This is a genomic window from Sphaerisporangium rhizosphaerae, from assembly GCF_042665155.1.
GTDB classification, from domain to species: Bacteria; Actinomycetota; Actinomycetes; order Streptosporangiales; family Streptosporangiaceae; genus Sphaerisporangium; species Sphaerisporangium rhizosphaerae.
Window position 1 is genome coordinate 252,136 of the sequence record NZ_JBHTCG010000009.1, and the last position, 25,276, is coordinate 277,411.

Genomic DNA, 25,276 nt, shown 5'->3' on the forward strand with positions numbered 1-25,276 from the left:
CGACCTTGCCCTGCCGATGGTATCGGGCTTACCGCCGTCGCCTCGCCACAGGGTGGCGATCGTGAAGCGTCATGGCGCGAGGAACCTGCCGAAAGGCAGATTCCGCACGATCCAGTAGACGATCACCAGCGCGAGGAACGCCCAGATGTAGGCCGGGTGGGCCAGCGTCGTACGGACCGGCCGCCCCTGCCAGGTGCGCAGAGCCCACCGCCCCCACCAGAACAGCAGGAAAGGGACGGTCGCCACGGCCAGCGGGTTGAGCCCGACGGCCGCCACGACGTCGCCGTGCGCGAGGGCGTGGATGGTGCGCAGTGTGCCGCAACCGGGGCAGTACAGCCCGGTGATGAACAGGAAGGGGCAGGTCGGGTAGTGGCCGGCCTGGTTGGGGTCGACCATGCCCACGTAGGTGAACACCGCCCCCGTGAGCGCCGCGGCGCCGAAGGGCGCGAGCATGGACCGCAGACGGCCCGTGCCGCGCCTCCCGGTGTGTTCCGCGTGCGTCGTCATCAGTAGTTGTAGCCGTGGGTGCTCGCGGTGCTGAAGACCACGGCCAGCAGCAGGAAGTACCCGACGATCACGACGACGTCGACGACGATGCCCCAGATGAGGGCCCGCTTCCACCAGGTCTTCGCCTCTTCGGAGGCGGCGATGGCCCCCTGGTAGTCGCCGACGGCCCACTTGGAGTTGACCTGGGACGACTTGACGATCGAGACGATGCCGAAGGGCAGACAGCAGAACAGCGTGGTGAGGATCGCCGGGACCAGGTGGTTGTCCGGCGCGGGCGGCCCGCCTCCGTAGGGGCCCTGCCCGTAACCGCCCTGGGGCGGCGGGTACCCGCCCTGCTGACCGTAGCCCTGCTGCCCGTACCCCTGCTGGCCGTAGCCCCCCTGCTGGCCGTATCCCCCGCCTTGCTGTCCGTACCCCGGCTGCTGCTGCCCGTAGCCGCCGTCCTGCTGGCCGTACCCCCCGGAGGGCTGGCCACCGGGCTGCTGAGGGTCGTACCCCTCAGGATTGCCCGGCTGATTCCCGTAGCTCATGGAAGGCTCCTGTGAGTGAAATCGCGTATTGCGCTGCGGCAGCATAGCGACGACCGGTGACGCGCATGGGCGTTGTTCCGCTTTGTGGACAACTTGTCATATTGCAGGGACATCAGGTCAGCCCTGCCGCCCGTCCGGCCCCTCACCCTCGGTCGGATCGACGCCCTGGTCGAGCGCGTCCCACAGCGACCGCTCGGACCGCTCGGACCTGGCCGGACGCTCTCCACGCTCTCCGCTGGCGGCGCCGTCCGGGCGAGGGCCCCGCCGCTCGTACCGCTCGGACATGGCGGGCCAGCGGCCGCCGCGCGCCGCCGCGACCGCGCCGGCCGCGGTGAGCGCCAGGCCCCCCGCGGCGGCGGCGATCGGCCACGCGGGCATGGCGGACACCGCCGTCTTGGCCAGGCCGGTGAGCGTGCCGCCGGGCCCTGCGACCTCCACCGCGCGTGAAGGGGAGGCCCCCTGCCCGGCGGCCACGGCGGCCGCCGCGCCGAGCAGGGCGATGAGGGCGCCGACGACCCTGCGCCACAGGCCGCGGGTGGCGAGCACGGCGACCACCGCGGCCAGGCAGGCCAGGGCGAGCGGGCTCAGGACGGGCGCCAGGTCGCCGCCGGACAGGGCGACCGTGCCGGAACGGGTGGCGCCGGGAGCGGGCGGGTAGGCGACCTCGGCCCAGACGCGCCCGGAGGCGAGCAGGATGAGCGCCGCTCCAAGGACGCCGGCCGCCACCCAGGCCAGCAGCCCGCGGCGGGTGCCGCCGCGCGCCGCGCCGGTACGGGCGGGGGCCACGGGCGCGGTCACTGGGGCTCCTGGACCCGCAGCACGTCGGCGTCGAAGCAGGTGCGGTCGCCGGTGTGGCAGGCCGCCCCCACCTGGTCGACCTGGAGCAGGATGGTGTCGCCGTCGCAGTCGAGGGCCACGTGCCTGACGTGCTGGACGTGGCCGGAGGTCTCGCCCTTGACCCAGTAGGAGCGGCGGCTGCGCGACCAGTAGGTCGCCCGGCCGGTGGTGAGCGTGCGGTGCAGCGCCTCGTCGTCCATCCAGGCCAGCATCAGCACCTCGCCGGTGCCGTGCTGCTGGACCACCGCGGGCACCAGCCCGTCCGCCGTGCGCTTGAGGCGGTCGGCGATCTTCTGCTCAAGAGGCATGGGGCAATTCTGCCGCAACCCCCCGCAGGGGCAGGTCACCGCAGGGGTATGCCGCGCCGGGGTCGATGCCGCTCTCCCTGTGCCTCTGGCCCGGTTCATAACAGCGATACCGGTTTGTGCTTCACCGCGAACCCCCGACTCCATATGTTTCCGACATGCCAGACCAGAACGTGGCGGTGCGGCTGCGCGGCCTTCGCAAGAACTTCGGCGCGGTGGAGGCGGTCGCCGGGGTCGACCTCGACATCGCCGACGGCGAGTTCTTCGCGATGCTCGGCCCGTCGGGGTCGGGCAAGACCACCGTGCTGCGCATGATCGCGGGCTTCGAGTCGCCCACGTCCGGCACCGTCGAACTGGGCGGGCGCGAGGTCACCCGCCTGGCCCCCTTCGAGCGGGACGTCAACACCGTCTTCCAGGACTACGCGCTGTTCCCGCACATGAGCGTGCTGCAGAACGTCGAGTACGGCCTGCGGGTGAAGAGGGTCCCGAAGGGCGAGCGGCGCGAGCGGGCCGCCGAGGCGCTGGCCGCGGTGCGCCTGCCGGGGTTCGAAGGACGGCGGCCCTCACAGCTCTCGGGCGGGCAGCGCCAGCGGGTCGCGCTCGCCAGGGCGCTGGTCAACCGGCCGCGGGTGCTGCTGCTGGACGAGCCCCTCGGCGCCCTGGACCTCAAGCTGCGTGAGGAGATGCAGGTCGAGTTGAAGCAGATCCAGCGCCAGGTCGGCATCACCTTCCTGTTCGTCACCCACGACCAGGAGGAGGCCCTCACCATGAGCGACCGTGTCGCGGTGTTCGACCGGGGCCGCGTCGAGCAGGTCGGCACCCCCGCCGAGGTGTACGAGCGGCCCTCCACGCCGTTCGTGGCGGGGTTCGTCGGCACCTCCAACCTGATCTCCGGCGAGGCGGCGGAATCGGTGCTCGGCAAGGAAGGCACCTACAGCGTCCGCCCCGAGAAGCTGCGCCTGATGCTCGACGTGGACGCCCCCGTCGGCGGCGAGGAGCACAGCGCCACCGGCACGATCGCCGAGGTCGTGTACGCCGGGGCCTCGACCAGGTTCCTCGTCGACCTCGACGCCGGGGGGCGGCTCATCGTCCTGCAGCAGAACCTGGAGGTCTCCTCCATGGAGGTCACCGGGCTGCGCGGCGGCCGCGTGCGGCTGGTCTGGAACCGCCGCCACGAGTTCGCCATCGCTCCCTGACCCGCCCGTCCGACCCTTAGGAGGGACACCATGCGGTCCACCCGACTCGCGATCGCCGCCGCCGCGCTCGCCCTGGCCGCCGCTGCCTGCGGCGGCGCATCCTCCGGTGGCGGCGCCTCCGGAGGCACGGCCGCCCCCGGCCGGAGCGGGTTCACCCCGCCCAAGATCGAGGCGCTCGGGAGCCTGGGCGCCGGCGAGGGCCAGGTCAACCTGGTGGCCTGGGCCGGCTACGCCGAGGACGGCTCCAACGACCCCAAGGTCGACTGGGTCCACCCCTTCGAGAAGGCCACCGGCTGCAAGGTCGACACCAAGACCGCCGGCACCTCCGACGAGATGGTGAACCTGATGAAGACCGGCGAGTACGACGCCGTGTCCGCCTCCGGGGACGCGTCGCTGCGCCTGATCGCCTCCGGCACGGTCGCGCCGGTCAACACCGACCTGGTGCCCAACTACAAGGACGTCTTCGACGGTCTCAAGCTCAAGCCGTGGAACTCGGTCGGCGGGGTGGCCTACGGCGTGCCGCACGGCCGCGGCGCCAACCTGCTGATGTGGCGCACCGACAAGGTGAACCCGGCGCCGGACTCCTGGGGCGTGGTGTTCGACCCGGCCTCCCCCTACAAGGGCAGGCTGACGGCCTACGACTCCCCCATCTACATCGCCGACGCGGCCCTGTACCTGATGGCCACCAAGCCCGGCCTCGGCATCAAGGACCCCTACGCCCTTGACGACGAGCAGTTCCAGGCGGCCGTCGACCTGCTCAAGCAGCAGAAGCAGAACATCGGCGAGTACTGGTCGGACTACACCAAGGCCGTGCAGGCGTTCAAGAGCGGCGACACCGTGGCGGGCACGACCTGGCAGGTCATCGCCAACCTGGTCAAGGCCGACAAGGCGCCGGTCGAGGCGATCCTGCCCAAGGAGGGCGCCACCGGCTGGTCGGACACCTGGATGGTCGCCGCCAAGGCCAAGCACCCCAACTGCGCCTACAAGTGGCTCGACTGGATCATCTCGCCGAAGGCCAACGCCCAGGTCGCCGAGTGGTTCGGCGAGGCGCCCTCCAACGCCGAGGCGTGCGGGCAGACCTCCGACAAGACCTTCTGCGAGACCTACCACGCCACCGACGAGTCCTACTTCTCCAAGGTCCACTACTGGACGACCCCGATCGCCCAGTGCCTGGACGGCCGCACGGACGTCACGTGCAAGGACTACTCGGAGTGGACCCGGGCCTGGACGGAGATCAAGGGGTGACGACCTCGGCATCGGGGGCATCGGGGGCGCCGGCCGCGCCGGCGTCCCCGTCCGGGCGGGCCGGACCAGGGGCGGCGCGGCAGGGACGGCCCGGCCCGCGCCGCAGGCTCGCCGCCGCGCTCCACCGGCACGCCGGCGTGCGGCTGTCGCTGCTGCTGTCGGCGCCGCTGGCCTGGCTCGGCGTCGCCTACCTCGGCGCACTGGCCGCGCTGTTCGTCACCGCGTTCTGGAGCACCGACGCCTTCACCGGCGACCTGGTAAGGACCTTCACCTGGGCCAACTTCCACGACGTTCTGACGGTCGAGGTCTACAGGACCGTCGCCCTGCGGTCGGTGGGCGTGGCGGTGGCGGTGACGCTGATCGACGTCGCGATCGCCTTCCCGATGGCGTTCGCGATGGCCAAGCTCGCCTCGCCGCGCGCCCAGCGCTGGCTGGTCATCGCCGTGCTGACGCCACTGTGGGCGTCCTACCTGGTCAAGGCGTACGCCTGGCGGGTCATGCTGTCCGGAGGCGGCCTGCTCGGCTGGGGGTACGGGCTGACGGCCACCATCGCGACCCTGGCCTACCTGTGGCTGCCGTACATGATCCTGCCGATCTACGCGGGGCTGGAGCGGCTGCCGGACTCGCTGCTGGAGGCGGCGGGCGACCTCGGCGCGCGGGGATGGCGGGTGTTCCGCACGGTCGTGTGGCCGCTCGCCTTCCCCGCGATCGTGGCCGGCTCGGTGTTCACCTTCTCCCTGTCGCTCGGCGACTACATCGCCGTGAAGATCGTCGGGGGCCGGAGCCAGCTCATCGGCAACGTCGTCTACGACAATGTCGGCGCGGCGAACAACCTCCCCTTCGCCGCCGCGGTCGCCACGGTCCCGGTCGTGATCATGCTGGTGTACCTGGCGGCCGTCCGCCGCACCGGGGCGCTGGAGAACCTGTGACCGGCGCGCCCCCCGTGACCCCGTCCCGCCCCGCGAACCCCCCGGCCAGGAGGCTCCGGTGAACCTGTCCCGAACGGCGCGGCTGGCGCTGCGCGCGGCGCTGGCGCTCGGGCTCGGCGTCATCTACGTGCCGCTGGCGATCGTGCTGCTGAACTCCTTCAACTCCGACCGGACCTTCGCCTGGCCGCCGGCCGGGTTCACCACGCGGTGGTGGAGCATCGCCTGGGACTCCTCGGGCGTGCGCGACGCGCTGTGGACCTCGGTGCGGGCCGGGCTGGGCGCGACGGCGATCGCGCTGGTGCTCGGCACGATGGCGGCCTTCGCCGTGCAGCGCCACCGGTTCTTCGGCCGGGACGCCGTCTCGCTGCTCATCGTGCTGCCGATCGCGCTGCCGGGCATCGTGACCGGCATCGCGCTCAACAACGCCTTCCGCACGATCCTCGAGCCCTTCGGCGTCGGGCTCGGCATGTTCACCGTGATCGTGGGCCACGCGACGTTCTGCGTGGTGACCGTGCACAACAACGTGCTGGCGCGGCTGCGGCGGACCGGGCTGAACATGGAGGAAGCCTCGGCCGACCTGGGAGCGGACACCTTCACGACCTTCCGCCTGGTCACCTTCCCGATGATGCGCTCGGCGCTGCTGGCGGGCGGCCTTCTGGCCTTCGCGCTGTCGTTCGACGAGATCATCGTGACGACGTTCACCGCCGGGGCGGGGGTGAGGACGCTGCCGATCTGGATCTTCGAGAACCTGTTCCGCCCGAACCAGGCGCCGGTGGTCAACGTCGTCGCCGCCGCGCTCATCGTGCTGTCGGTGGTCCCCATCTACCTGGCCCAGCGCCTGTCGGGCACGGCCGGCACGCACTGACGGCGGCCTGTCCGCACCCCGAGGGCGTTCCGGCCGGCGCCCGGCGCGCGCCCGCGCGCGCCGGGCGGGCCACGGGCGAGCAACATCACGCAACATGGGGGAACCGCGCGCGGCGTTCACGCTACGGTCGTCGGGTCGGCGACGTCACCCGGTCCACGCTCCGGAGAGGTGGCCTCCCATGCCTCCCCCGCGCATCACCGAAGCCAAGGGAATCCTCGCCGCGCGGCTGCGCGAGATCCGCAGCGAGGCCGGCATGACCGGGCGGCTCCTGGCCTCCCAGGCGGGCTGGCACTACTCCAAGGTGTCGAAGATCGAGAACGCGGCGCAGATGCCCAACGAGACCGACATCCGGGTCTGGTGCCGGATATGCGACGCCGAGGAGTACGTGGTGGACCTGATCGCCGCCGTTCGCAACATCGACTCCATGTACACCGAGTGGCGGCGCCTGGAGTCCACCGGGCTGCGCCACGTGCAGGAGTCCTTCCAGCCGCTCTACCGCGACACCCAGCAGTTCCGGGTCTTCCAGCACTCCGCGGTCCCCGGCCTGCTGCAGACCCCCGGCTACGCCCGCGCGCACCTGCGGGCGGTCATCGACTTCCGCGGCATCCCCGACGACCTGGACGACGCGGTGGCGGCGCGGCTGGCGCAGCAGCGGGTGCTGTCGGCCGGCGGCAAGCGGTTCATGTTCATCGTCGGCGAGCAGGCGCTGCGCACCCGGGTGTGCGGGGTCGAGGGCATGCTGGAGCAGCTCGACCGGCTGGCGGGACTGACGGCCAACACCCCGCAGCTCAGCTTCGGCGTCATCCCCGCCACCGCCCGCCCGGCGATCCTGCCGCCGGAGAACTTCTGGATCTACGACGCCACGCAGGTCAGGGTGGACACCATCCCCGGCCAGTACCGCATCAAGATCCCCAGCGACGTCGCCCTGTACGAAAGGGCCTTCGCCCGCCTGTCCGAGACGGCCGTCTACGGCCAGGCCGCGCGCGAGCTGGTCCAGGCGGAGGCGGAACGCCTGCGAGGAACATGAAGCAACATCGTTGAACCGCCCGCCGGTGGTCGCCTAGCGTCACCAGGGACGCACTCCGTGGTGACGCGGGGCACGCCCCCGTCTCGCACGTCCACCTCCGCCCGGACGGAGATCACGCCCATGGCGACCGCGGACAAGGTGATGAGCGCCGCTACGGCGGCCGACCACCTCAGACGGCTCGGCGACCTGCTGCGCGCGCGCGGCCTGCACGTGCGCGTCGGGGAGACCCGCGGCGGGGTGCCCCAGCTCATCGTGGTCAGCACCTCGGTGCCCACGCTCTCGGAGGTCATCTTCGCGGCCCGGGCCGAGGAGAGCTGGTGGTTCTGGTGGGCCTGGGCCGAGCGCATCGCCCCCGTGGACGACCCCCAGACGGCGGCCACGCACGTCTGCCAGGCCCTGCGCCCGGCCCCCCGCCACGACCGCTGAGACCGCGGCGGCACGCCAGGCGAGCCGCCGGGATCACCGGAAGGTCACCGCCGGGCCGGTGAGGCGGTGAGACCGCTGAGGTCGCCCGGACGCGGCGCGGCGAGCCGCGTCCGGGGTCAGGAGGTGCGGGCGGCGGAGGTCCAGGAGGCGTACAGGTCGGCGTAGACGCCGTCCTGGAGCACCAGCTCGGCGTGCGGGCCTCGCTGGACGATGCGCCCGTGCTCGAACACCAGCACCTCGTCCGCCGCCTCGGCGGTGGACAGGCGGTGGGCGATCGACACGGCCGTGCGGCCACGGGTGACGCCGTCGAGCGCGCGGGCCAGCCGCACCTCCGTCGCCGGGTCCACCGCGGAGGTGGCCTCGTCCAGCAGCAGCAGGTCGGGGTCGGCCAGGTAGGCCCGCGCCAGGGCGACGAGCTGGCGCTCCCCGGCCGACAGCGACTCGCCGCGCTGGCCGACCGAGGTGGCCAGGCCCGCGGGCAGGCCCTCCAGCCAGTCGGTCAGGCCCAGTTCGGTGATGGCCAGGGCGATGTCGGCGTCGGTGGCCGAGGGGCGGCCGTAGCGGATGTTGTCGGCGAGCGTGCCGTCGAACAGGAACCCGTCCTGCGGAACCATGACGATGCGCTCGCGCAGCGAGGAGAACCGCACCTTGCGCAGGTCCGCGCCGTCGACCAGGATGCGCCCGGAGGTCGGGTCCATGAGCCGGGTGAGCAGCTTGGCGAAGGTCGTCTTGCCCGAGCCGGTCTCCCCCACGACCGCGACGCGCGTGCGGGGCCCGATCTCGACCGACACCTCGTGCAGCACCCGCGGGCCGTCGGGGTAGTGGAAGCCGACGTCCTGGAAGGACACCGTGATGGGGCCGCGCGGCAGGACCGCGCCCTTGTCCGCGGGGTCGGCGACGTCAGCGGGGGTGTCCAGCACGCCGAGCACCCGCCGCCAGCCGGCGACGGCGTTCTGGGCGTCGTTGAGCACCTCGGTCGCCGTCTGCAGCGGGCTGATGAACAGCGTGATCAGGAACAGGAACGCGACCAGCCGCCCGGCGGAGATGGTGCCGCCCACCCCGAGATGCACGCCGAGCAGGACCACTCCGGCGATCGCCACCGCGCCCACCAGCTCGGTGGTCGGGAAAGTGAAGGCGATGATCTTCTGCGCGCGGGTCTGCGCCCGCTGGTGCAGGCCGACGGCCTCGTCGATGCGGCGCGCGGTGCGCTCCTCCGATCCGTACGCCCGGATCACCGCGCTGCCCACCACCGACTCGCTGACCGCCGCCAGCATGTCGCCGGTGCGCTCGCGGACCTGGGTGTAGGCGCGGGCCACCAACCTCTGGAACCGCGGCAGCGCGACGGCCATCGGCAGGAAGCAGCCCCAGACGACCAGCGCGAGCTGCCAGGAGTACAGGGCCATCATCACGCTCGCGATGAGCAACTGGCCCACCGAGATGATGACCATGAGGCCACCCCACTGCATGAACGTGCTGATCTGGTCCACGTCGCTGGTGACCCGGGAGACCAGCGCGCCGCGCCGCTCGGTGTTCTGGGTCAGCACCGACAGGTCGTGGACGTGACGGAACGCCTTGCCCCGCAGCGAGGCCAGCCCCGACTCGGTCGAGCGGTAGAGCCGCACGTTCATCAGGTAGCCGCACAGGGCGGTCAGCAGCACCGCGACGGCGCAGAGCACGACGGCCTTGGTGATGAACGGCATGTCCGGTGACGTGGTGTCCTTCAGGCCGCGGTCGATGACCTGCTGTACCGCGAAGGGGACGATCACCTTGCCGAGCGTGGCGAGCACCGCCAGCAGCAGCGTGACCGGCAGCCCGGTGCGGAACTCCGGCGACAGCGCGAGGCCGCGCCGCAGCGTCGCCAGGGCCGAACGCTCCTCCATGCGCAGCGCGCCGCCCGCCTTCACGGCGGCGGCGCCGCGTTCTTCGACCTGGGTCGTCATGCCACGATCTCCTCGTCGGCGTCCAGCGCCGCGCGCTCGGCCTCTTCACGTTCGTATGCGGTGACCAGGTTGCGGTAGCCCTCGCAGCGGGCCAGCAGCTCGTCATGGGCGCCGCGGTCGACAACGCGGCCCTGCTCCAGGTAGACCACCTCGTCGGCCAGCGCGATCGTCGCCATGCGGTAGGCGACCACGATCACCGTGGAGTCGGGAGACCCGTCCCGCAGGCCGAACAGAATTCGGCCCTCCACCTGCGCGTCCACGCTGGAGGTGGCGTCGTCCAGGATGAGCAGCCGGGGTGTCCTGACCAGGGCCCGGGCCAGCGCCAGGCGCTGCCGCTGCCCGCCCGACAGGGTCGCGCCGCGCTCGCCGATGCGGGTGTCCAGGCTCTTGGGCAGAGCGCTGACGAAGCCCTCGGCCTGCGCCAGGCGCAGCGCCGCCCACACCTTCTCGTCCGGCACGTCCTCCTGCGAGCCCAGGGTCAGGTTGCCGCGGACGGTGTCGTCGAACAGGAACGTCTGCTGCGGCACCAGGGCCGCGGCGGTGCTCACCTCGCCGCGGGCGACCTCGCGCAGGTCCACCCCGTCGATGAGCACCCGTCCCTCGTCGGGGTCGACGAGGCGGACCAGCAGCTGGGTCAGCGTCGACTTGCCTGACCCGGTGGGGCCGACGAGCGCCACCGTCCGGCCCGGCCTGACCTCGAAGCCCACGCCCGACAGCACGGGCGCGCCCGGCACGTAGGCGAAGCTGAGGTCGCGCACCTCGATGCGCGCCGGGCCGGCCGCGGGCAGGCGCGCCGGGCCGAACTCCATCGACCCGGACGCGTTCAGCACGTCCTGCACCCGCCGCCAGCCGACGACGCTGCGCGGCAGCTCGGCGAGCACCCAGCCGAGCGCGCGGATCGGGAAGGCGAGCAGCGTGAACAGGTAGGAGATCTGGATGAGCTCTCCGGAGGAGACGTCCCCCGCGGCCAGGCGGACCGAGCCGAACAGCAGCACCGCCAGCACGCCCAAGGTGGGCAGCGCCTCCAGCAGCGGGTCGAACAGGCCGCGGATGCGGCCCACGGCGATGTTGGCGTCGCGCAGCCGGTCGGCCGTGGCCTGGAAGCGCGCCGCCTCGGTGTCCTCCCGGCCGAGGGTCTTGACGACGAGCGCCCCCTCGAAGCTCTCGTGCGCGATCTCGCTGACCTCGGCGCGCAGTTGCTGCGCCCGCATCACCAGCGGGGAGAGCCTGCGCTGGTAGACCAGGTTCAGCACGGCGATGGCCGGAAAGATCAGGAAGCCGACCAGGGCGAGCACCGGGTCGACGACCAGGATGGCGACGGCCGCGGTGACCAGCATCACCACGACGCCGACGGCCATCGGCAGCGGCGCGAGCGGCGCCCAGGCGGCCTCGACGTCGGAACTGGCGTTGGACAGCAGCTGGCCGGTCGGGTGACGGTGGTGCCAGGCCAGCGGCAGCCGCAGGTACTGGCGGGTCACCTCGCGCCGGGAGCTGGCCTGCATCCGGTACTGCATGATGCCGGCCAGCACCCTGCGGCCGATCACCCCCGCCGCCTTGAGCACCGCCACGCCGACGATCAGCAGCGCCGCGGTGACCAGGGTGCCGGTGACCGCGTGCCCCGACCGGAAGGCCGGCAGCACGGCGTTCTCGGTCGCCCAGCCCAGCGCCCACGAGGAGGCGACGGTCATCGCGCCGTAGAGCGAGCTGCTCAGCACGGCGCCGACGAAGATGCGCGGCTCACCCCGGATGGCGTGGCCGATGACACCGAACCCCTGGCGCATGACGGTCGGACTGTGATCGCGCTCGCTCGGCACGCGGGGGATCCTCTCGATGGGGGACGAGACCTGGCTCGATGGGGGACGAGACCTGGCGGGCCGGCCGGAGCTCGCCGGGGGAACCGGTCCGCCACAATCCCTATCATCCGCGGCAACTCATTTATTCCCACCCCTACGGCACACCTCGGTCATCACCCCTGGGCGGCCCGATCAGCGGGCACGGGCCTCGTCAGGGGGGATCGGCCCACCTTGGACGTCACCCCGGGGCGGGCCGATCGGCCGGGCACGGGCCTTGTTAGGGTGATCAGAACGACGCAGTTAGGGTGATCAGGATGACGCACGCACGCGCCGAACGCGCCGCACTCTGTGACCTCCTCGACCACCTCGGACCCAACGCCCCGACGCTCTGCGCCGGATGGGCCACCGCCGACCTGGCCGCCCACCTCGTCCTGCGCGAGCGCCGCATCGACGCCGCGGGCGGCATCGTCCTCAAGCCGCTCGCCGGCTACACCGCCCGCGTGCAGGAGGGCGTCAAGTCGGGCCGGAGCTACCCCGAGCTCGTCGACGCCGTCCGCCAGGGCCCGCCCCCGTGGTCGCCGTACGGCTTCCTGCCCGGCGTGGACGCGCTCGTCAACACCCTTGAGCTGCTGGTCCACCACGAGGACGTCCGGCGGGCCCAGCCCGGCTGGGAGCCGCGCGAACTGCCGGCCGACCTCACCGAGACCGTGTGGAAGCGGGTCTCGAGCGGCGCCCGCATGATGCTGCGCCGCTCACCGGTCGGGGTCGTGCTGCGACTGCCCGACGGGCGCAAGGCGGGAGGCAAGAAGGCCGAGCCGCACGTCATCGTCACCGGGGAGCCGGTCGAGCTGCTGCTGTTCGCCTTCGGCCGGCAGGAGCACGCCCGCGTCGCCTACGAGGGCGACCAGCCCTCCATCGACCGCCTCCGCCAGGCCCACCTCGGCGTCTGACGCCAGACCCACCTCGCCGTCCGGCAGCGGCCCGGCATACCGTCCGACTCCGACCGGGCACAGCGTCCGACTCCAACCGGGAACGGCATCCGACTCCGGCCTGGCACGTCATCCGACCCCGGCCCGTCGCGACATCCGGACCTTACCCGGCGCTGCATCCGGACCCTACTCGGCACGGCACCGGACTCCGGCCCGGCACGATGGAACCAGGCGGAGCCGGTGTTCGTTCGACGGTTACGGCCGTCTGGCGGCGGTTACCGCACGGGCGGACCATGCCTGGCTATGATCAACATGGGAGCGGCGCACGACCGCTCCCGCAGATCGGGCGTCCCACCGTTCCGGTAGGACCACGCCACAGCAGCAGCGGGAGGATGTCCGATGAAGACAAAGAAGGTGCTCACCTACCTCGCCATCGCCTTCGTGGTCTTCTACCTGTACTCGCGGCCCGCCGAGGCCGCCACGGCGGTGAAGGGCGTCTTCGACGGCATCACCACCGGCGCCGGCCAGCTGGCCTTGTTCTTCTCCCGCCTCACCGGCTGAGCCCCACCCTCACGAGCGCCGCCTCACGACCTAACGCCGGACGCTCCAGGTCCGCCGACCTCCAGCGCCGTGCCCCGCGACCGTCAGCCAGGTCACCCGCCGCACACGGCGCCGGCCCCGCCGTCCCTCTACCCACCGACCCGGCGCCGGGAAAAGCCCAGCCAGGGCGGGGAGACCACCGCACCCGACACGAAGGACCGGCTGGGTCCCACCCTCACGAGCGCCGCCTCAGGGCCCGACGCCGGGCGCTCCAAGTCCACCGGCTTGCAGCACCGTCACCCGCGACCGTCAGCCAGGTCACCCGCCGCACACGGCGCCGGCCCCGCCGTCCCTCTACCCACCGACCCGGCGCCGGGAAAAGCCCAGCCAGGGCGGAGAGATGACCGCACCCGGCGAAGGTGAGCGGGCAGACCACTCGCTCCCCTGGCCCAGGAGCGAGCATCGCACCCTGCGAAGAGCTATGAGGGAGCGTCGCACCCCGCGAAGGGCCAGGTGCGAGCATCGGGGCCGGCGGAGGTGGGTGGTCGGGGCGTCAGCTCTTCTTGTTCATCGGGACCAGGCAGAGGATCCAGCCGGCGCCGCCGGTCTTGCTGCCTTCCCAGTAGGCGGAGGTGACCTTCTTGTCGCGGCACATGGTGAGGTTCTTGTCGGCGTCGAACTGCGCCTCGGTCTTGCCCTCGACCCGCTGGGAGACCTTCCACTCGACGGTGGCGTCCTTGCAGTTGACGACCTTCAGGGTGTTCTCGCTCTGGCCGGACATGCAGTCGCCCACGTGGGCGATGCGCGGGGCGCCGGTGACCTGGTCGCCGACCGCGCCGACGCCCTCGCGCACGGCGAAGATGCCGCCGAATTTCACCAGCGCGATGATGACCAAGATGCCGACCGCGCCGAGCCCGCTCAGCAGCTTGCCGAACTTCTTCTTCTTGGCCGGGGCCGTGGGCTCGGAGGGCTGCCACTGGCCGGCGCCGCCCTGCTGGGCGTAGGGGTCCTGGCCCGTGGTCTGGCCGTACGCGCCGTACTGCTGCTGGGACTCCTGCCCGGCCTGCCCAGCGCCCTGCTGGTAGGGGTCCTGAGCCGTGGCGCCCTGTGAGGGGCGTTCCTGGACCTGGGTCTGCTGGTGAGAGTCGGCGGCCTGCTGGTATCCGCCGTAGCCCGGCTGGGCCTGCTGAGCCCCATAGCCCTGCTGGTCCTGAGCCCCATAGCCCTGCTGGTCCTGCGCGCCGTAACCCTGCCCGCCGTAGCCTTGCTGGGCGCCGTAGCCCTGCTGAGCCTGCTGAGCCGCGTAACCCTGCTGGGCGCCCTGAGCCTGCTGGGCGCCGTAGCCCTGCTGGTCCTGTCCGCCGTAACCCTGCTGCGCGCCATAACCGGTCTGCGCGCCATAGCCCGGCTGGGTGCCATGCACCTGCTGGTCCTGCGCGCCATGTCCCTGCCGGCCCTGCTGGTCCTGCAGGCCGTAGCTCTGCTGCTGACCGTAGGCCTGCTGGGCGCCGTAGTTCTCCTGCGCGCCGTGACCCTGCTGAGCCCCATAGCCCTGCTGGGCGCCGTAGCTGTCCTGCGCGCCGTAGCTCTGCTGGGCGGCGTAGGGATCCTGCTGCCCGGGGTAGGCGCCCTGCTGTCCCGGGTAGGCGCCCTGAGCTCCGGAGTACCCGCCCTGCCCGCCGCCGTAGACCGCCTGCTGGTGGCCGTCCTGTGCCGCGCCGCCGTACGGGGACGGCTGCTGGTGGGCGCCGTGCTGGGTGCCGTAGCCCTGCCCCAGAGGGTCCTGCCCCGGGTAGGTCTGTCCCGCGGCGGCGCCCTGCTGGAACGGGTCCTGCGGCGTGCCGGCTCCGTACTGCGGAGAGGTCTGCTGCGGGTAGGACCCCTGCTGGTGCGTTCCCTGGTAGGGCGAGCCCTGCTGATATGGCGAATCCGGCTGCTGCGGATTGGAGGGAGAGGTCACGGGAGATCCTTGTGTCTGCGGCACCATAGGAGAACCCGCACGACCGTAGCGGATCATCACCCGCCTTGCGATGGCATTCCACCATGCGAGCAGGTTTGGACCGCTCCCAAGTTGGGTAAAAGAGCCCGCCGGGTCTCCGCCCCCGTGGAGCACGAGGAGCAGGACGACGACCGGCGGGCCGGACGGGTCAGCGGACGGGGTGACCGGCCGCGCGCAAGGTGTCCTTGACGTCGGCGATCTTGAGCTGGCCGAAGTGGAACACGCTCGCCGCCAGCACCGCGTCGGCGCCCGCCGCCACGGCCGGCGGGAAGTGGTCCAGCGCGCCCGCGCCGCCGCTGGCGATGACCGGCACGGTGACCGCCGCCCGCACCGCCCGGATCATCGCGAGGTCGTACCCGTCCTTGGTGCCGTCCCCGTCCATGGAGTTCAGCAGGATCTCGCCCACGCCGAGTTCCTGCCCGCGCCGTGCCCACTCGACGGCGTCGATGCCCGTGCCGCGCCGGCCGCCGTGCGTGGTGACCTCGAAACCGGACGGCGTGGGCGGGCCGTCCACGACCCGCCGGGCGTCCACCGACAGCACGACGCACTGGGCGCCGAACCGGCGCGAGGCCTCGGTCAGCAGCTCGGGACGGGCGATGGCGGCGGTGTTGAGCGACACCTTGTCGGCGCCGGCGCGCAGCAGGCGGTCGACGTCCTCCACGGCCCGCACTCCCCCGCCGACGGTCAGCGGGATGAACACCTGCTCGGCCGTCCGGCGCACCACGTCGATCATGGTCCCGCGGTCGCCCGAGGATGCGGTGATGTCCAGGAAGGTCAGCTCGTCGGCGCCCTCGGCGTCGTAGCGGCGCGCCAGCTCGACCGGGTCGCCGGCGTCCCGAAGGTTCTCGAAGTTGACGCCCTTGACCACCCGCCCGGCGTCCACGTCCAGGCAGGGGATGACCCGTACGGCGACGCTCATGCCCGCACCGCCGACAGCGCCTCCTCCAGCGTGAACGCCTGCGCGTACAGCGCCTTGCCGACGATCGCGCCCTCCACGCCCTCGGCGACCAGCGTCGACAGCGCCCGCAGGTCGTCCAGCGAGGACACCCCGCCGCTGGCGATCACCGGCTTGTCGGTGCGGGCGCACACCTGGCGCAGCAGGTCGAGGTTCGGCCCGCGCAGCGTGCCGTCCTTGGTGACGTCGGTGACGACGTAGCGGGGGCAGCCGTCGGCCTCCAGCCGGTCGAGCACCTCCCACAGGTCGCCGCCCTCCTGCGTCCAGCCGCGCGCGGCCAGCGTGGTGCCGCGCACGTCCAGGCCGACGGCGATGCGGTCGCCGTACTCAGCGATGATCTTGGAGCACCAGGCCGGGTCCTCCAGCGCGGCGGTGCCGATGTTGACCCGGCGGCAGCCGGTGGCGAGGGCCGCCGCCAGCGAGGCGTCATCGCGGATGCCGCCGGACAGCTCGACCTGGACGTCCAGCGCCGCCACGACCGAGGCCAGCAGCTCGCGGTTGGAGCCCCGGCCGAACGCGGCGTCCAGGTCGACCAGATGGACCCACTCGGCGCCCGCCCGCTGCCAGGCCAGCGCCGCGGCGAGCGGGTCGCCGTAGGAGGTCTCCGTACCCGCCTCGCCTTGCACCAGGCGCACGGCCTTGCCGTCCGCGACGTCCACTGCGGGCAACAGCACCAGCGACATTGTTCTACGACCTCCGGTCGAATACGACGGTGACGAGCACCGGCAGCAGCAAAAGGGACAACACCAGGACGCCCACCCGGGCCGCCCAGCCGCCGAGCAGCAGCCACGCGCCGGCCTGGACCAGCACGAACAGCATCGCCACGACGGCGTTCTGCGCCTTGTGGCGCCGGGCGATCACGCCGCCCTGGCGGGCGACGCGGATCGGGCGGGGCACCGCCGCGGCCAGCCGGGCGCGCAGCCGGCGCCACCTGGCCCGCCGGGCCTCGCGCTCGGCGCGCAGTGCGGCCTGACGGGCCTGCTCGGCCGCCCGCTCGGCGCGGCGGCGGGCGCGCTCCTTGCTCACCCGATCACCGCTAACCCGGTGAGCACGTGTGACCCGGTGAGCACGTGGCCGCCGGCCGTGACGACGCCGGACGGGGTCTCACAGTGTGCCTACCCAGTTCCGCAGCAGGACCGCACCGGCGTCCCCGGACTTCTCGGGGTGGAACTGGGTGGCCATGAGCGGGCCGTTCTCCACCGCGGCGACGAACGGCACGCCGTGCTCGGCCCAGGTGACCAGCGGCTGGCGGAACCCGTCGCCCGCCTGGAGCTCGAACTTGCGCACCCCGTAGGAGTGGACGAAGTAGAAGCGCGTGGCGTCGTCCAGCCCGTCGAACAGCACCGAGCCCTCGGGCGCCTGCACGGTGTTCCACCCCATGTGGGGCAGAACGGGCGCGTCCAGCCGCTCGACGACGCCCGGCCACTCGCCACACCCCTCGGTGTGCTCGCCGTGCTCGACCCCCTCGGCGAACAGGATCTGCATGCCGACGCAGATGCCGAGGACGGGGCGCCCGCCGGCCAGGCGGCGTCCGATGATCTGTTCGCCGCGCACGGCCTTCAGCCCGCGCATGCAGGCCGAATAGGCGCCGACTCCGGGGACGACCAGGCCGTCGGCCTCCATCGCGGCGTCGCGGTCGGCGGTCACCGTGACCTCGGCCCCGGTGCGGGCCAGCGCCCGCTCGGCCGAGCGCAGGTTGCCCGAGCCGTAGTCGAGGACCACGACCTTCACCACCACAGCACCCCCGCGGTGATCGACAGCGCGGCGCCGACGCCGCACACGACGGCGCCGACGCGCATGCCCTGCTTGACGAAGGAGACGACCCCGCCGATCAGGAACAGGCCCAGGAAGACCATGGCGACGGCGGTCCCGTTGGAGCTCACAGGACCCCCTTCGTGCTCGGCACGCCGGTGGCGCGCGGGTCGCGCTCGCTGGCGGCGCGCAGCGCACGGGCCAGCGCCTTGAACTGCGCCTCGACGATGTGGTGGGCGTTGCGCCCGTAGGGCACGCGCACGTGCAGGCAGATCGCCGCCTGGGCGACGAAGGACTCCAGGATGTGACGGGTGAGCGTGGTGTCGTAGTCGGGCCCGATCATCGGGGCCATGCCCTCGGGCTCGGCGTGCACCAGGTAGGGGCGGCCGGACAGGTCGACGGTGACCTCCGCCAGCGACTCGTCCAGCGGGCACGAGGCGTTGCCGAACCGCCGGATGCCCGACTTGTCACCCAGCGCCTCGCGGAACGCCGCGCCCAGCGCCAGGGCGGTGTCCTCGATGGTGTGGTGGGAGTCGATGTGCAGGTCGCCGTCGGTCTTGACCGTCAGGTCGAACAGGCCGTGCTTGCCGAGCTGGGCGAGCATGTGGTCGAAGAAGCCGACCCCGGTGGACACCTCGACCTTGCCGGTGCCGTCCAGGTCGACCTCCACCAGCACCGAGGTCTCCTTGGTCGTACGCTCGACGCGGCCGACCCTCGGCCTCGGCGCGCCCACGGCGGGACTGGTCACGCGATTTCCTCCGGTTCGTCGCCTCCGGGGATCCCGGAGGCGGGGATGACGTCTGACACGGCCAATACGGCCGTCATGGCCTCGTGGAAGGCGGCCATCTCCTCGGTGGTGCCGACGGAGACGCGCAGCCACTGCGGCGGGCCGACCTCGCGGATCAGCACGCCGCGCGCGAGCAGCGCCTCCCAGACCGCGCGGCGGTCGGGAAAGCGGCCGAACAGCACGAAGTTGGCGTCGGAGTCGGCGACCGACAGCCCCTGCCCGCGCAGCCGCGCCACACAGGCGTCGCGCTCGGCGCGCAGCCGGTCGACGGTGCCGAGCAGCTCGACGCGGTGGGCGAGGGCGACCCGCGCCGCCGCCTGGGTGAGCGTGGACAGGTGGTAGGGCAGGCGCACCAGCAGCAGCGCCTCGATCACCGCCGGGTCGGCCGCGAGGTACCCGAGGCGCGTGCCGGCCATGGCGAACGCCTTGGACATGGTGCGGGTGACGATCAGCCGCGGGTTGCCGGGCAGCAGGGTGAGCGCGCTCGGCGTTCCGGTGCGGGCGAACTCGAAGTAGGCCTCGTCGACCACCACCATGCCCGGCGCGGCCTCCACGACCCGCTGGATCGCCTCCATCGGCAGGGCGGTGCCCGTCGGGTTGTTGGGGCTGGTCAGGAAGACGATGTCGGGCCGGTGCTCCTCGACGGCGGCCACGGCCTTCTCGGGGTCCAGCCCGAAGTCGTCCTCGCGGGCGCCGGCGATCCACCGGGTGGAGGCGCCGGTCGTGATGATCGGGTGCATGGAGTACGACGGCTCGAACCCCATGGCCGACCTGCCGGGCCCGCCGAAGGCCTGCAGGATCTGCTGGAGCACCTCGTTGGAGCCGTTGGCCGCCCACACCTGCCCGGGCGTCAGGCCGTGGCCGAGATAGGCCGCGAGGTCCTCACGCAGGGCGACGGCGTCGCGGTCGGGGTAGCGGTTGAGCTCGGCCGCGTCGCGGCGCACCGCCTCGGCCAGGGCGTCCACCAGCCCGGCGGAGGGCGGGTAGGGGTTCTCGTTGGTGTTCAGCCGCACCGGCACGTCGATCTGCGGCGCGCCGTACGGCGAGCGGCCGCGCAGGTCGTCGCGGATCGGAAGGTCGGCCAGGCGCACCAGGCCCGCCCCCGTCACCGGGCACCGCCGTCGAACCGCACGCGCACCGCGGCGCCGTGGGCCGGGAGATCTTCGGCCTCCGACAGCGCGTACACGTGGCCGGCGGCCTCCGCCAGCGCCTCGCGCGAGTAGTCGACCACGTGGATGCCCCGCAGGAACGCCTGCACCGACAGCCCCGAGGAGTGGCAGGCGCAGCCGCCGGTCGGCAGGACGTGGTTGGACCCGGCCATGTAGTCGCCCAGGGACACCGGCGCGTACGGCCCGATGAAGATGGCGCCGGCGTTGCGCACCCGGGCGGCGACCGCGTGGGCGTCGGCGGTCTGGATCTCCAGGTGCTCGGCGGCGTAGGCGTCGACCACCCGCAGGCCGTCATCCAGGGAGGACACCAGCACGATGCCCGACTGCCGGCCCGTCAGCGCCTCGGTGATGCGCTCGGAGTGCTTGGTGGCGGCCACCTGCGCGGGAAGCTCGCGCTCGACCGCGTCGGCCAGAGCCTCGCTGGTGGTCACCAGCACCGCGGCGGCGATCACGTCGTGCTCGGCCTGGCTGATCAGGTCGGCGGCCACGTGGGCGGGATCGGCGGTGTCGTCGGCCAGCACGGCGATCTCGGTGGGGCCGGCCTCGGAGTCGATGCCGATGCGCCCCTTGAGCAGGCGCTTGGCGGCGGCCACCCAGATGTTGCCCGGGCCGGTGACCATGGTGACCGGCTCGCACTCTTCGGTGCCGTAGGCGAACATCGCCACGGCCTGCGCGCCGCCGACGGCGTAGACCTCCTCGACCCCGAGCAGCGCGCACGCCGCCAGGATGGTCGGGTGCGGCAGCCCGTCGAAGTCGGCCTGCGGCGGCGAGCTGACCGCCAGGGACACCACCCCGGCCTCCTGGGCGGGCACGACGTTCATGACGACGCTGGAGGGGTACACGGCCCTGCCGCCCGGCACGTACAGGCCCACGCGGTCGACCGGGACCCAGCGCTCGGTGACCGTGCCGCCGGGGACGACCTGCGTGAGGGTGTCGGTGCGGCGCTGGTCGCGGTGCACCATGCGGGCGCGGCGGATGGACTCCTCCAGCGCGGCGCGCACGGCGGGGTCGAGCCCGTCCAGCGCCCGGGTGAGGGCCGCGGCCGGCACGCGCGTGGAGCCCAGCTCGACCCCGTCGAAGCGGGCCGTCCACTCCCGTACGGCGGCCACCCCCCTATGGCGCACGTCGTCGCACAGGGGCCGCACCTTCGACAGGGCGGCCTCGACGTCGAGCTCGGCGCGGGGCAACACGTCGCGCAGGTTGCCCGGCAGGGAACCGCGCATGTCGATACGGGATATCACCGGACCAGTCTACGGAGGGTGGCGGCCCGCTCCGGCGAACGTCCGGCATTCGGGACGAATCCTTTACATTGTAGATTTTGCCCTGCCGCTAGGCTTGGGCCGTGAGCAAGACCAAGAGCAAGGGCGGCCAGGGCACTCCCGCCACCGTGGCCCTGGTCAAGGCCGGGGCCGAGTTCACCCTCCACCCCTACGACCACGACCCGAACGCCCAGGCCTACGGCGAGGAGGCCGCCGACGCCCTCGGCGTGGCCTACGAGCGCATCTTCAAGACGCTGGTCGCCGAGGTCGAGTCCGGGCTCGCCGTCGCGGTGGTGCCGGTCGCCGGCAAGCTCGACCTGAAGGCGTTCGCCGCGGCCCTGGGCGGCAAGCGCGCCGCGATGGCCGACGCCGCCAAGGTCGAGCGGGTCACCGGGTACGTCGTCGGCGGCATCAGCCCGCTCGGCCAGCGCAAGGCCCTGCCCACGGTGGTCGACGCCTCCGCGCTGGACCTCCCGACGATCTACTTCTCCGCCGGCCGCCGGGGCCTGCAGATCGAGACCTCCCCCGCCGACCTCATCCGCCTCACCAGCGCCGTCACCGCCCCCATCGCCAAGACGCCCTGACCTCCCCTCACCGTGACGGCGCTTGGCAACCCTTGCCGTCGCCGCGCGGCGTCGCGCCCCGCCAGACTGGCGGTGAGGTGCCGGGACGCAGCCGAAGGAGCCACAGTGACCGAGCTGTTCTACCTGTCCGCCGTCGAGATGCTGCGTCTGCTGCGCGAGCGGCAGGTCGGCGCGGCCGAGCTGACCGAGGCGCACCTGCGGCGCATCGACGAGGTGGGCGGCGAGGTCAACGCGATCGTCACGCTCACCGCCGACCGGGCGCTGGAAGAGGCCCGGCGGCTGGACGAGGGCTGGGCCCGCGGTCACTGGCAGGGACCCCTCCACGGCCTGCCCATCGCGTTCAAGGACCTCACCGACACCGCGGGCATCCGCACCACCTACGGCTCGCCGCTGTTCGCGGGCCATGTTCCGACCGCCGACGCTCTGGTCGTCCGCCGCGCCCGCGCGGCCGGCGCGGTGACGATCGGCAAGACCAACACCCCCGAGTTCGGCACCGGCTCCCACACCGTCAACGAGATCTTCGGCGCCACCCGCAACCCCTACGACACCGGCAGGAGCGCGGGCGGCAGCAGCGGCGGGGCCGCCGCCGCCCTCGCGGCCGGCCTGGTGCCGCTGGCCGACGGCTCCGACATGGGCGGCTCCCTGCGCAACCCCGCCTCGTTCTGCAACGTCGTCGGGCTGCGGCCGACCCCCGGACGCGTGCCCGACGCCTCACCGGCCGCCGCCTGGTTCACCCTCAGCGTGCCCGGCCCGATGGCGAGGACCGTCGGCGACGCCGCGCTGCTGATGAGCGTCATCGCGGGTTTCGCGCCCACCTCGCCGTTCGCGGTGCGCGAGGACGGCTCGGCGTTCGCCCGGCCGCTGGACACCGGCGTCCAGGGCCTGCGGGTGGCCTGGAGCCCCGACCTCGGCGGCCTGCCCGTCGACCCGCGCACCGCCGCGGTGACGGCGCGGGCGCCCGAGGTGCTGGCCGGCCTCGGCGCGAAGGTGGAACAGGTCCCTCTCGACCTGTCCGACGCCGAGGACGCCTTCCGCACCTACCGCGCCTGGTACTACGCGAGCACCTTCGGCGACCTGCCGCGCCGCCGGCTCGGCCCGAACGTCGCCTGGAACGTCGAGCAGGGGCTCAAGGTCACCGGCGCCGACCTCGCCCGCGCCGAGCGGCTGCGCAGCCGCCTTTTCCAGCGCATGAACGCCTTCTTCGAGACCTTCGACGTTCTGCTCTGCCCGGTCAGCCAGGTGCCGCCCTTCCCGGTGGAGCAGCCCTACGTCACCGAGGTCGACGGCACGCCGATGCCCGACTACCTGGCCTGGATGCGGTCGGCGTACTGGATCAGCGTGCTGCACGCACCGGCGGCGTCGGTGCCCTGCGGCTTCACCACCGACGGGCTGCCCGTGGGCGTCCAGATCGTCGGACGGCCGTGGGAGGACCTCACCGTGCTGCGGACGGCGCACGCCTTCGAGCAGGCCACCCACCACGGCGACCGGCGCCCGCCGCTCGGCTCCGCCGGCCGTTAGACCGCGCCGGGCCCCGGCGAGGGCGGGCCACCGGAACCGTCCCGGCTCTGTGACGGGCCCGCGGCACCGTCCTGGCCGTGCGAGGACGGACCGGCCGAACCGTCCGGGCCCTGCGCGAGCGGACCGGCCGAACCGTGCGAGCGGGGACCGTCCGGGCCCTGCGGGGGCGGGCGGGCGTCCTGCGGGAAGGCGTACGGCTCCCCCGCGTGGAGCTCGCCCGCGTAGGGCTGGCGCAGCGGCGACTCGCGGTAGCCGTCGACCGACTCGATGATGCCGAAGACCGCCACGGCCACCAGCGGCCAGGCCAGCAGCACCCCGCGCGCCGTGACCGACAGCACGTTCACCGTGGCGCCGACGCTCGCCGAGCCCGGCACGGCCGCGGCCTGGATGATCGAGCCGCCGATCGAGGTGCCGACGCTGAGCGCGAGCCACCCGCCCAGCATGCCGCCGGCCGCCAGACCGGCCAGCAGGGCGAGCGGGCGCCCCTTGCGGGCGACCAGGTAGGCGACGATGCCGCACGCCAGCCCCGCCCCGCCGGTGATCACGGCGAACCAGCCGTCGGCCGCGATGAGGCTCTGCGTCGTGGGGTCGGCCAGCACCGGGCCGGTCTTGGTCACGACGTAGGGGGTGCGAGGGGCGAGGGCCGACCACAGGAACCCGGCCGCGATGCCGAGAAGCGCCAGCACGACGACGGTGAGCCCGAAATCTCGCGCCTGCCGCACCCGATCACCTCACCTGTCCCACCGCACTCGCGCGCGGACCACACATGGTACCGACGCGGGCCGCCCGGCGGCGCCTTAGGCCGGAGGCGGGCGCCCGGTTAGGCTGTCCCCCGTGAGCGATGAGGTATGGCTGATCGAACCGTCCGGGCCTCTGCGGGGGGACGTCGAGGTACGCGGTTCCAAGAACGCGGTGTCAAAACACATGGTCGCGGCGATGCTCGGCAGCGGGCCGAGCACCCTGCACAACGCGCCCGAGGTGGGCGAGGTCGGCATCACCGCCGCCATGCTGGAGGCCCTCGGCATCGAGGTGCAGATCAACCAGGGTGAGATCACCCTCGAACGCGGCCCCGAGATCCGCCCCCGGGTCCCGGCCGCCTTCACCGGGCTCAACCGCATCCCGATCCTCATGCTGGGCCCGCTGCTCCACCTGGCGGGCGAGGCGTTCGTCCCGCTGGTCGGCGGCGACCCGATCGGCCGGCGGCCGGTCAACTTCCACGTCGAGGCGCTGCGGGCGCTGGGCGCCGAGGTCGAGGTCGGCGAGGCCGGCATCTCCGCCAAGGCCACCCGGCTGCGCGGCGCCCGCATCGAGCTGCCCTACCCGAGCGTCGGCGCCACCGAGACGATCCTGCTGTCGGCCGTCCTGGCCGAGGGCAAGACGGTCATCAAGGGCGCGGCCACCGAGCCCGAGGTGGTCGAGCTGGCGCTGTTCCTGCAGCGCATGGGCGCGCGCATCGAGATGAGCCCCGACCGCCGCATCGTCATCGAGGGCGTCGAGCGGCTGCGCGGCGCCTCCACCTGGCTCGCCGGTGACCGCATAGAGGCGTTCTCCTACCTGGTGGCCGGGCTGATCACCGGCGGCGAGGTGCGGGTGCACGGCTGCCCGCAGGACCGCCTGGTCACCGCCATCACCACGCTGGCCCGCATGGGCGCGCAGTTCGACATCACCGACGACTGGCTGACCGCCTCGGCGCCGAACGGCCTGCGCGCCGCCGCCGTGCAGACCGACACCCACCCGGGGTTCATGACCGACTGGCAGACGCCGCTGATGGTCCTGTTCACCCAGGCCGAGGGCATGTCCGTGCTGCACGAGACCGTCTTCGAGAACCGGCTGGTGTACGTGCCGGCGCTGCAGAAGATGGGCTGCGAGATCGAGATCTTCGACGTGTGCCTGGGCGGGCCGGCGTGCCGGTACCACGACACCAACGCCAAGCACTCGGCGGTGGTGCGGGGCGTGTCCAAGCTGCGCGGCGCCGACGTCACGCTGCCCGACATCCGCGCAGGGTTCTCGGCGGTGCTCGCCGCCGCGGTCGCCGAGGGCAACTCGACGCTGCGGGGCGTCAACCACATCGAGCGCGGCTACCACCGCGTTTTCGACCAGTTCACCTCACTTGGGCTGAAGATCAACCGGGAAGCGTAAAGATTCCGCGGGGTGGCGTTTGCCGGGGTTCTCTCGGTCGCACGT

At 72.8% G+C, this 25,276-nt stretch carries 27 protein-coding genes; 11 read left to right on the top strand and 16 right to left on the bottom strand.

Annotation, left to right across the window (positions count from 1 at the left end):
- Positions 1 to 69 precede the first annotated feature (69 nt).
- The 4 genes from ACFQSB_RS16550 to hisI all read right to left on the bottom strand — a co-directional run bounded on the left by ACFQSB_RS16550 (position 70) and on the right by hisI (position 2,182).
- On the bottom strand, positions 70 to 453 hold the full coding sequence (locus tag ACFQSB_RS16550; protein WP_354918792.1) for a DUF2752 domain-containing protein: 384 nt from the start codon (positions 451 to 453) through the stop codon (positions 70 to 72).
- Between the two features lie 53 nt (positions 454 to 506).
- Complete coding sequence (locus ACFQSB_RS16555) at positions 507 to 1,037, bottom strand: CD225/dispanin family protein (RefSeq protein ID WP_354846022.1); 531 nt, start codon at positions 1,035 to 1,037, stop codon at positions 507 to 509.
- A gap of 117 nt (positions 1,038 to 1,154) precedes the next feature.
- Positions 1,155 to 1,835 (bottom strand): TIGR02234 family membrane protein, encoded by a 681-nt coding sequence (locus ACFQSB_RS16560; protein ID WP_380827402.1) that lies wholly within the window; start codon positions 1,833 to 1,835, stop codon positions 1,155 to 1,157.
- Complete coding sequence (hisI, locus tag ACFQSB_RS16565; RefSeq protein WP_354846016.1) at positions 1,832 to 2,182, bottom strand: phosphoribosyl-AMP cyclohydrolase; 351 nt, start codon at positions 2,180 to 2,182, stop codon at positions 1,832 to 1,834. Before hisI ends, ACFQSB_RS16560 begins: the two co-directional genes overlap by 4 nt.
- Before the next feature lie 155 nt (positions 2,183 to 2,337).
- Here hisI and ACFQSB_RS16570 point away from each other — a divergent pair, with 155 nt between their 5' ends.
- The 6 genes from ACFQSB_RS16570 to ACFQSB_RS16595 all read left to right on the top strand — a co-directional run bounded on the left by ACFQSB_RS16570 (position 2,338) and on the right by ACFQSB_RS16595 (position 7,867).
- A complete protein-coding gene (locus ACFQSB_RS16570; RefSeq protein ID WP_380827403.1) occupies positions 2,338 to 3,375 on the top strand; it encodes an ABC transporter ATP-binding protein in 1,038 nt (345 codons plus the stop codon).
- Positions 3,376 to 3,405: 30 nt separating this feature from the next.
- On the top strand, positions 3,406 to 4,620 hold the full coding sequence (locus tag ACFQSB_RS16575; RefSeq protein WP_354846010.1) for an ABC transporter substrate-binding protein: 1,215 nt from the start codon (positions 3,406 to 3,408) through the stop codon (positions 4,618 to 4,620).
- Positions 4,617 to 5,549, top strand: a complete 933-nt coding sequence (locus ACFQSB_RS16580) for an ABC transporter permease (protein ID WP_354846008.1) — start codon at positions 4,617 to 4,619, stop codon at positions 5,547 to 5,549. The genes ACFQSB_RS16575 and ACFQSB_RS16580 overlap by 4 nt, the downstream gene beginning before the upstream one ends.
- Positions 5,550 to 5,607: 58 nt before the next feature.
- Entirely contained in the window at positions 5,608 to 6,414 is an 807-nt protein-coding gene (locus ACFQSB_RS16585) for an ABC transporter permease (protein ID WP_354846005.1), read from the top strand.
- A gap of 178 nt (positions 6,415 to 6,592) precedes the next feature.
- Positions 6,593 to 7,441: a helix-turn-helix domain-containing protein gene (locus ACFQSB_RS16590; RefSeq protein WP_380827405.1), complete on the top strand. Its 849-nt coding sequence runs from the start codon at positions 6,593 to 6,595 to the stop codon at positions 7,439 to 7,441.
- A 120-nt stretch (positions 7,442 to 7,561) separates the two neighbouring features.
- On the top strand, positions 7,562 to 7,867 hold the full coding sequence (locus ACFQSB_RS16595; protein WP_380827406.1) for a hypothetical protein: 306 nt from the start codon (positions 7,562 to 7,564) through the stop codon (positions 7,865 to 7,867).
- A 116-nt stretch (positions 7,868 to 7,983) separates the two neighbouring features.
- Here the strand turns inward: ACFQSB_RS16595 and ACFQSB_RS16600 are convergent, their stop codons facing one another.
- On the bottom strand, positions 7,984 to 9,807 hold the full coding sequence (locus ACFQSB_RS16600; protein WP_380827408.1) for an ABC transporter ATP-binding protein: 1,824 nt from the start codon (positions 9,805 to 9,807) through the stop codon (positions 7,984 to 7,986).
- A complete protein-coding gene (locus tag ACFQSB_RS16605) occupies positions 9,804 to 11,588 on the bottom strand; it encodes an ABC transporter ATP-binding protein (RefSeq protein WP_380827441.1) in 1,785 nt (594 codons plus the stop codon). Before ACFQSB_RS16605 ends, ACFQSB_RS16600 begins: the two co-directional genes overlap by 4 nt.
- Positions 11,589 to 11,914: 326 nt before the next feature.
- Here ACFQSB_RS16605 and ACFQSB_RS16610 point away from each other — a divergent pair, with 326 nt between their 5' ends.
- Positions 11,915 to 12,550, top strand: a complete 636-nt coding sequence (locus ACFQSB_RS16610) for a TIGR03085 family metal-binding protein (RefSeq protein ID WP_380827410.1) — start codon at positions 11,915 to 11,917, stop codon at positions 12,548 to 12,550.
- A 378-nt stretch (positions 12,551 to 12,928) separates the two neighbouring features.
- Positions 12,929 to 13,090, top strand: coding sequence for a hypothetical protein (locus ACFQSB_RS16615; protein ID WP_354845994.1), 162 nt, complete (start codon positions 12,929 to 12,931; stop codon positions 13,088 to 13,090).
- Between the two features lie 532 nt (positions 13,091 to 13,622).
- Here ACFQSB_RS16615 and ACFQSB_RS16620 read toward each other — a convergent pair.
- From ACFQSB_RS16620 to hisD, 9 genes are all read right to left on the bottom strand, one after another.
- The gene (locus ACFQSB_RS16620; protein WP_380827411.1) at positions 13,623 to 15,029 is read right to left on the bottom strand and encodes an LppU/SCO3897 family protein; all 1,407 of its coding nucleotides are present in this window, start codon (positions 15,027 to 15,029) and stop codon (positions 13,623 to 13,625) included.
- Between the two features lie 187 nt (positions 15,030 to 15,216).
- Positions 15,217 to 15,987, bottom strand: coding sequence for an imidazole glycerol phosphate synthase subunit HisF (gene hisF / locus ACFQSB_RS16625; RefSeq protein ID WP_354845988.1), 771 nt, complete (start codon positions 15,985 to 15,987; stop codon positions 15,217 to 15,219).
- Complete coding sequence (gene priA / locus ACFQSB_RS16630) at positions 15,984 to 16,706, bottom strand: bifunctional 1-(5-phosphoribosyl)-5-((5-phosphoribosylamino)methylideneamino)imidazole-4-carboxamide isomerase/phosphoribosylanthranilate isomerase PriA (RefSeq protein WP_354845985.1); 723 nt, start codon at positions 16,704 to 16,706, stop codon at positions 15,984 to 15,986. The genes hisF and priA overlap by 4 nt, the downstream gene beginning before the upstream one ends.
- A gap of 4 nt (positions 16,707 to 16,710) precedes the next feature.
- Positions 16,711 to 17,049 (bottom strand): hypothetical protein, encoded by a 339-nt coding sequence (locus ACFQSB_RS16635; RefSeq protein ID WP_380827412.1) that lies wholly within the window; start codon positions 17,047 to 17,049, stop codon positions 16,711 to 16,713.
- Positions 17,050 to 17,127: 78 nt separating this feature from the next.
- Positions 17,128 to 17,760 (bottom strand): imidazole glycerol phosphate synthase subunit HisH, encoded by a 633-nt coding sequence (gene hisH, locus ACFQSB_RS16640; RefSeq protein WP_354918768.1) that lies wholly within the window; start codon positions 17,758 to 17,760, stop codon positions 17,128 to 17,130.
- Positions 17,751 to 17,906, bottom strand: coding sequence for a hypothetical protein (locus ACFQSB_RS16645; protein WP_354845977.1), 156 nt, complete (start codon positions 17,904 to 17,906; stop codon positions 17,751 to 17,753). Before ACFQSB_RS16645 ends, hisH begins: the two co-directional genes overlap by 10 nt.
- Entirely contained in the window at positions 17,903 to 18,523 is a 621-nt protein-coding gene (gene hisB, locus ACFQSB_RS16650; RefSeq protein WP_354845974.1) for an imidazoleglycerol-phosphate dehydratase HisB, read from the bottom strand. The genes ACFQSB_RS16645 and hisB overlap by 4 nt, the downstream gene beginning before the upstream one ends.
- Positions 18,520 to 19,656, bottom strand: coding sequence for a histidinol-phosphate transaminase (locus ACFQSB_RS16655; RefSeq protein WP_354919288.1), 1,137 nt, complete (start codon positions 19,654 to 19,656; stop codon positions 18,520 to 18,522). Before ACFQSB_RS16655 ends, hisB begins: the two co-directional genes overlap by 4 nt.
- An 11-nt stretch (positions 19,657 to 19,667) precedes the next feature.
- Positions 19,668 to 20,972, bottom strand: coding sequence for a histidinol dehydrogenase (gene hisD / locus ACFQSB_RS16660; RefSeq protein WP_380827414.1), 1,305 nt, complete (start codon positions 20,970 to 20,972; stop codon positions 19,668 to 19,670).
- Between the two features lie 101 nt (positions 20,973 to 21,073).
- Between hisD and ybaK the strand changes: the two genes are divergently transcribed.
- The gene (gene ybaK / locus ACFQSB_RS16665) at positions 21,074 to 21,574 is read left to right on the top strand and encodes a Cys-tRNA(Pro) deacylase (protein ID WP_354845968.1); all 501 of its coding nucleotides are present in this window, start codon (positions 21,074 to 21,076) and stop codon (positions 21,572 to 21,574) included.
- A 105-nt stretch (positions 21,575 to 21,679) separates the two neighbouring features.
- The gene (locus ACFQSB_RS16670) at positions 21,680 to 23,092 is read left to right on the top strand and encodes an amidase (protein ID WP_380827416.1); all 1,413 of its coding nucleotides are present in this window, start codon (positions 21,680 to 21,682) and stop codon (positions 23,090 to 23,092) included.
- On the opposite strand, the gene ACFQSB_RS16675 is transcribed toward ACFQSB_RS16670, so the two are convergent.
- Complete coding sequence (locus tag ACFQSB_RS16675; RefSeq protein ID WP_380827418.1) at positions 23,089 to 23,814, bottom strand: hypothetical protein; 726 nt, start codon at positions 23,812 to 23,814, stop codon at positions 23,089 to 23,091. The two genes, ACFQSB_RS16670 and ACFQSB_RS16675, sit on opposite strands and share 4 nt — an antisense overlap.
- A gap of 112 nt (positions 23,815 to 23,926) precedes the next feature.
- Between ACFQSB_RS16675 and murA the strand changes: the two genes are divergently transcribed.
- Complete coding sequence (gene murA / locus ACFQSB_RS16680) at positions 23,927 to 25,231, top strand: UDP-N-acetylglucosamine 1-carboxyvinyltransferase (RefSeq protein WP_354918750.1); 1,305 nt, start codon at positions 23,927 to 23,929, stop codon at positions 25,229 to 25,231.
- Positions 25,232 to 25,276 lie beyond the last annotated feature (45 nt).

Excerpts from the sequence above, each read along its gene's own strand:
- ACFQSB_RS16555 (WP_354846022.1), bottom strand. The coding sequence starts at position 1,037 with ATGAGCTACGGGAATCAGCCGGGCAATCCTGAGGGGTACGACCCTCAG.
- ACFQSB_RS16575 (WP_354846010.1), top strand. The coding sequence starts at position 3,406 with ATGCGGTCCACCCGACTCGCGATCGCCGCCGCCGCGCTCGCCCTGGCC.
- ACFQSB_RS16605 (WP_380827441.1), bottom strand. The coding sequence starts at position 11,588 with ATGCGCCAGGGGTTCGGTGTCATCGGCCACGCCATCCGGGGTGAGCCG.
- ACFQSB_RS16590 (WP_380827405.1), top strand. The coding sequence starts at position 6,593 with ATGCCTCCCCCGCGCATCACCGAAGCCAAGGGAATCCTCGCCGCGCGG.
- hisF (WP_354845988.1), bottom strand. The coding sequence starts at position 15,987 with ATGAGCGTCGCCGTACGGGTCATCCCCTGCCTGGACGTGGACGCCGGG.
- ACFQSB_RS16610 (WP_380827410.1), top strand. The coding sequence starts at position 11,915 with ATGACGCACGCACGCGCCGAACGCGCCGCACTCTGTGACCTCCTCGAC.
- priA (WP_354845985.1), bottom strand. The coding sequence starts at position 16,706 with ATGTCGCTGGTGCTGTTGCCCGCAGTGGACGTCGCGGACGGCAAGGCC.
- ACFQSB_RS16595 (WP_380827406.1), top strand. The coding sequence starts at position 7,562 with ATGGCGACCGCGGACAAGGTGATGAGCGCCGCTACGGCGGCCGACCAC.
- ACFQSB_RS16615 (WP_354845994.1), top strand. The coding sequence starts at position 12,929 with ATGAAGACAAAGAAGGTGCTCACCTACCTCGCCATCGCCTTCGTGGTC.
- ACFQSB_RS16600 (WP_380827408.1), bottom strand. The coding sequence starts at position 9,807 with ATGACGACCCAGGTCGAAGAACGCGGCGCCGCCGCCGTGAAGGCGGGC.
- hisI (WP_354846016.1), bottom strand. The coding sequence starts at position 2,182 with ATGCCTCTTGAGCAGAAGATCGCCGACCGCCTCAAGCGCACGGCGGAC.
- ACFQSB_RS16570 (WP_380827403.1), top strand. The coding sequence starts at position 2,338 with ATGCCAGACCAGAACGTGGCGGTGCGGCTGCGCGGCCTTCGCAAGAAC.
- ACFQSB_RS16550 (WP_354918792.1), bottom strand. The coding sequence starts at position 453 with ATGCTCGCGCCCTTCGGCGCCGCGGCGCTCACGGGGGCGGTGTTCACC.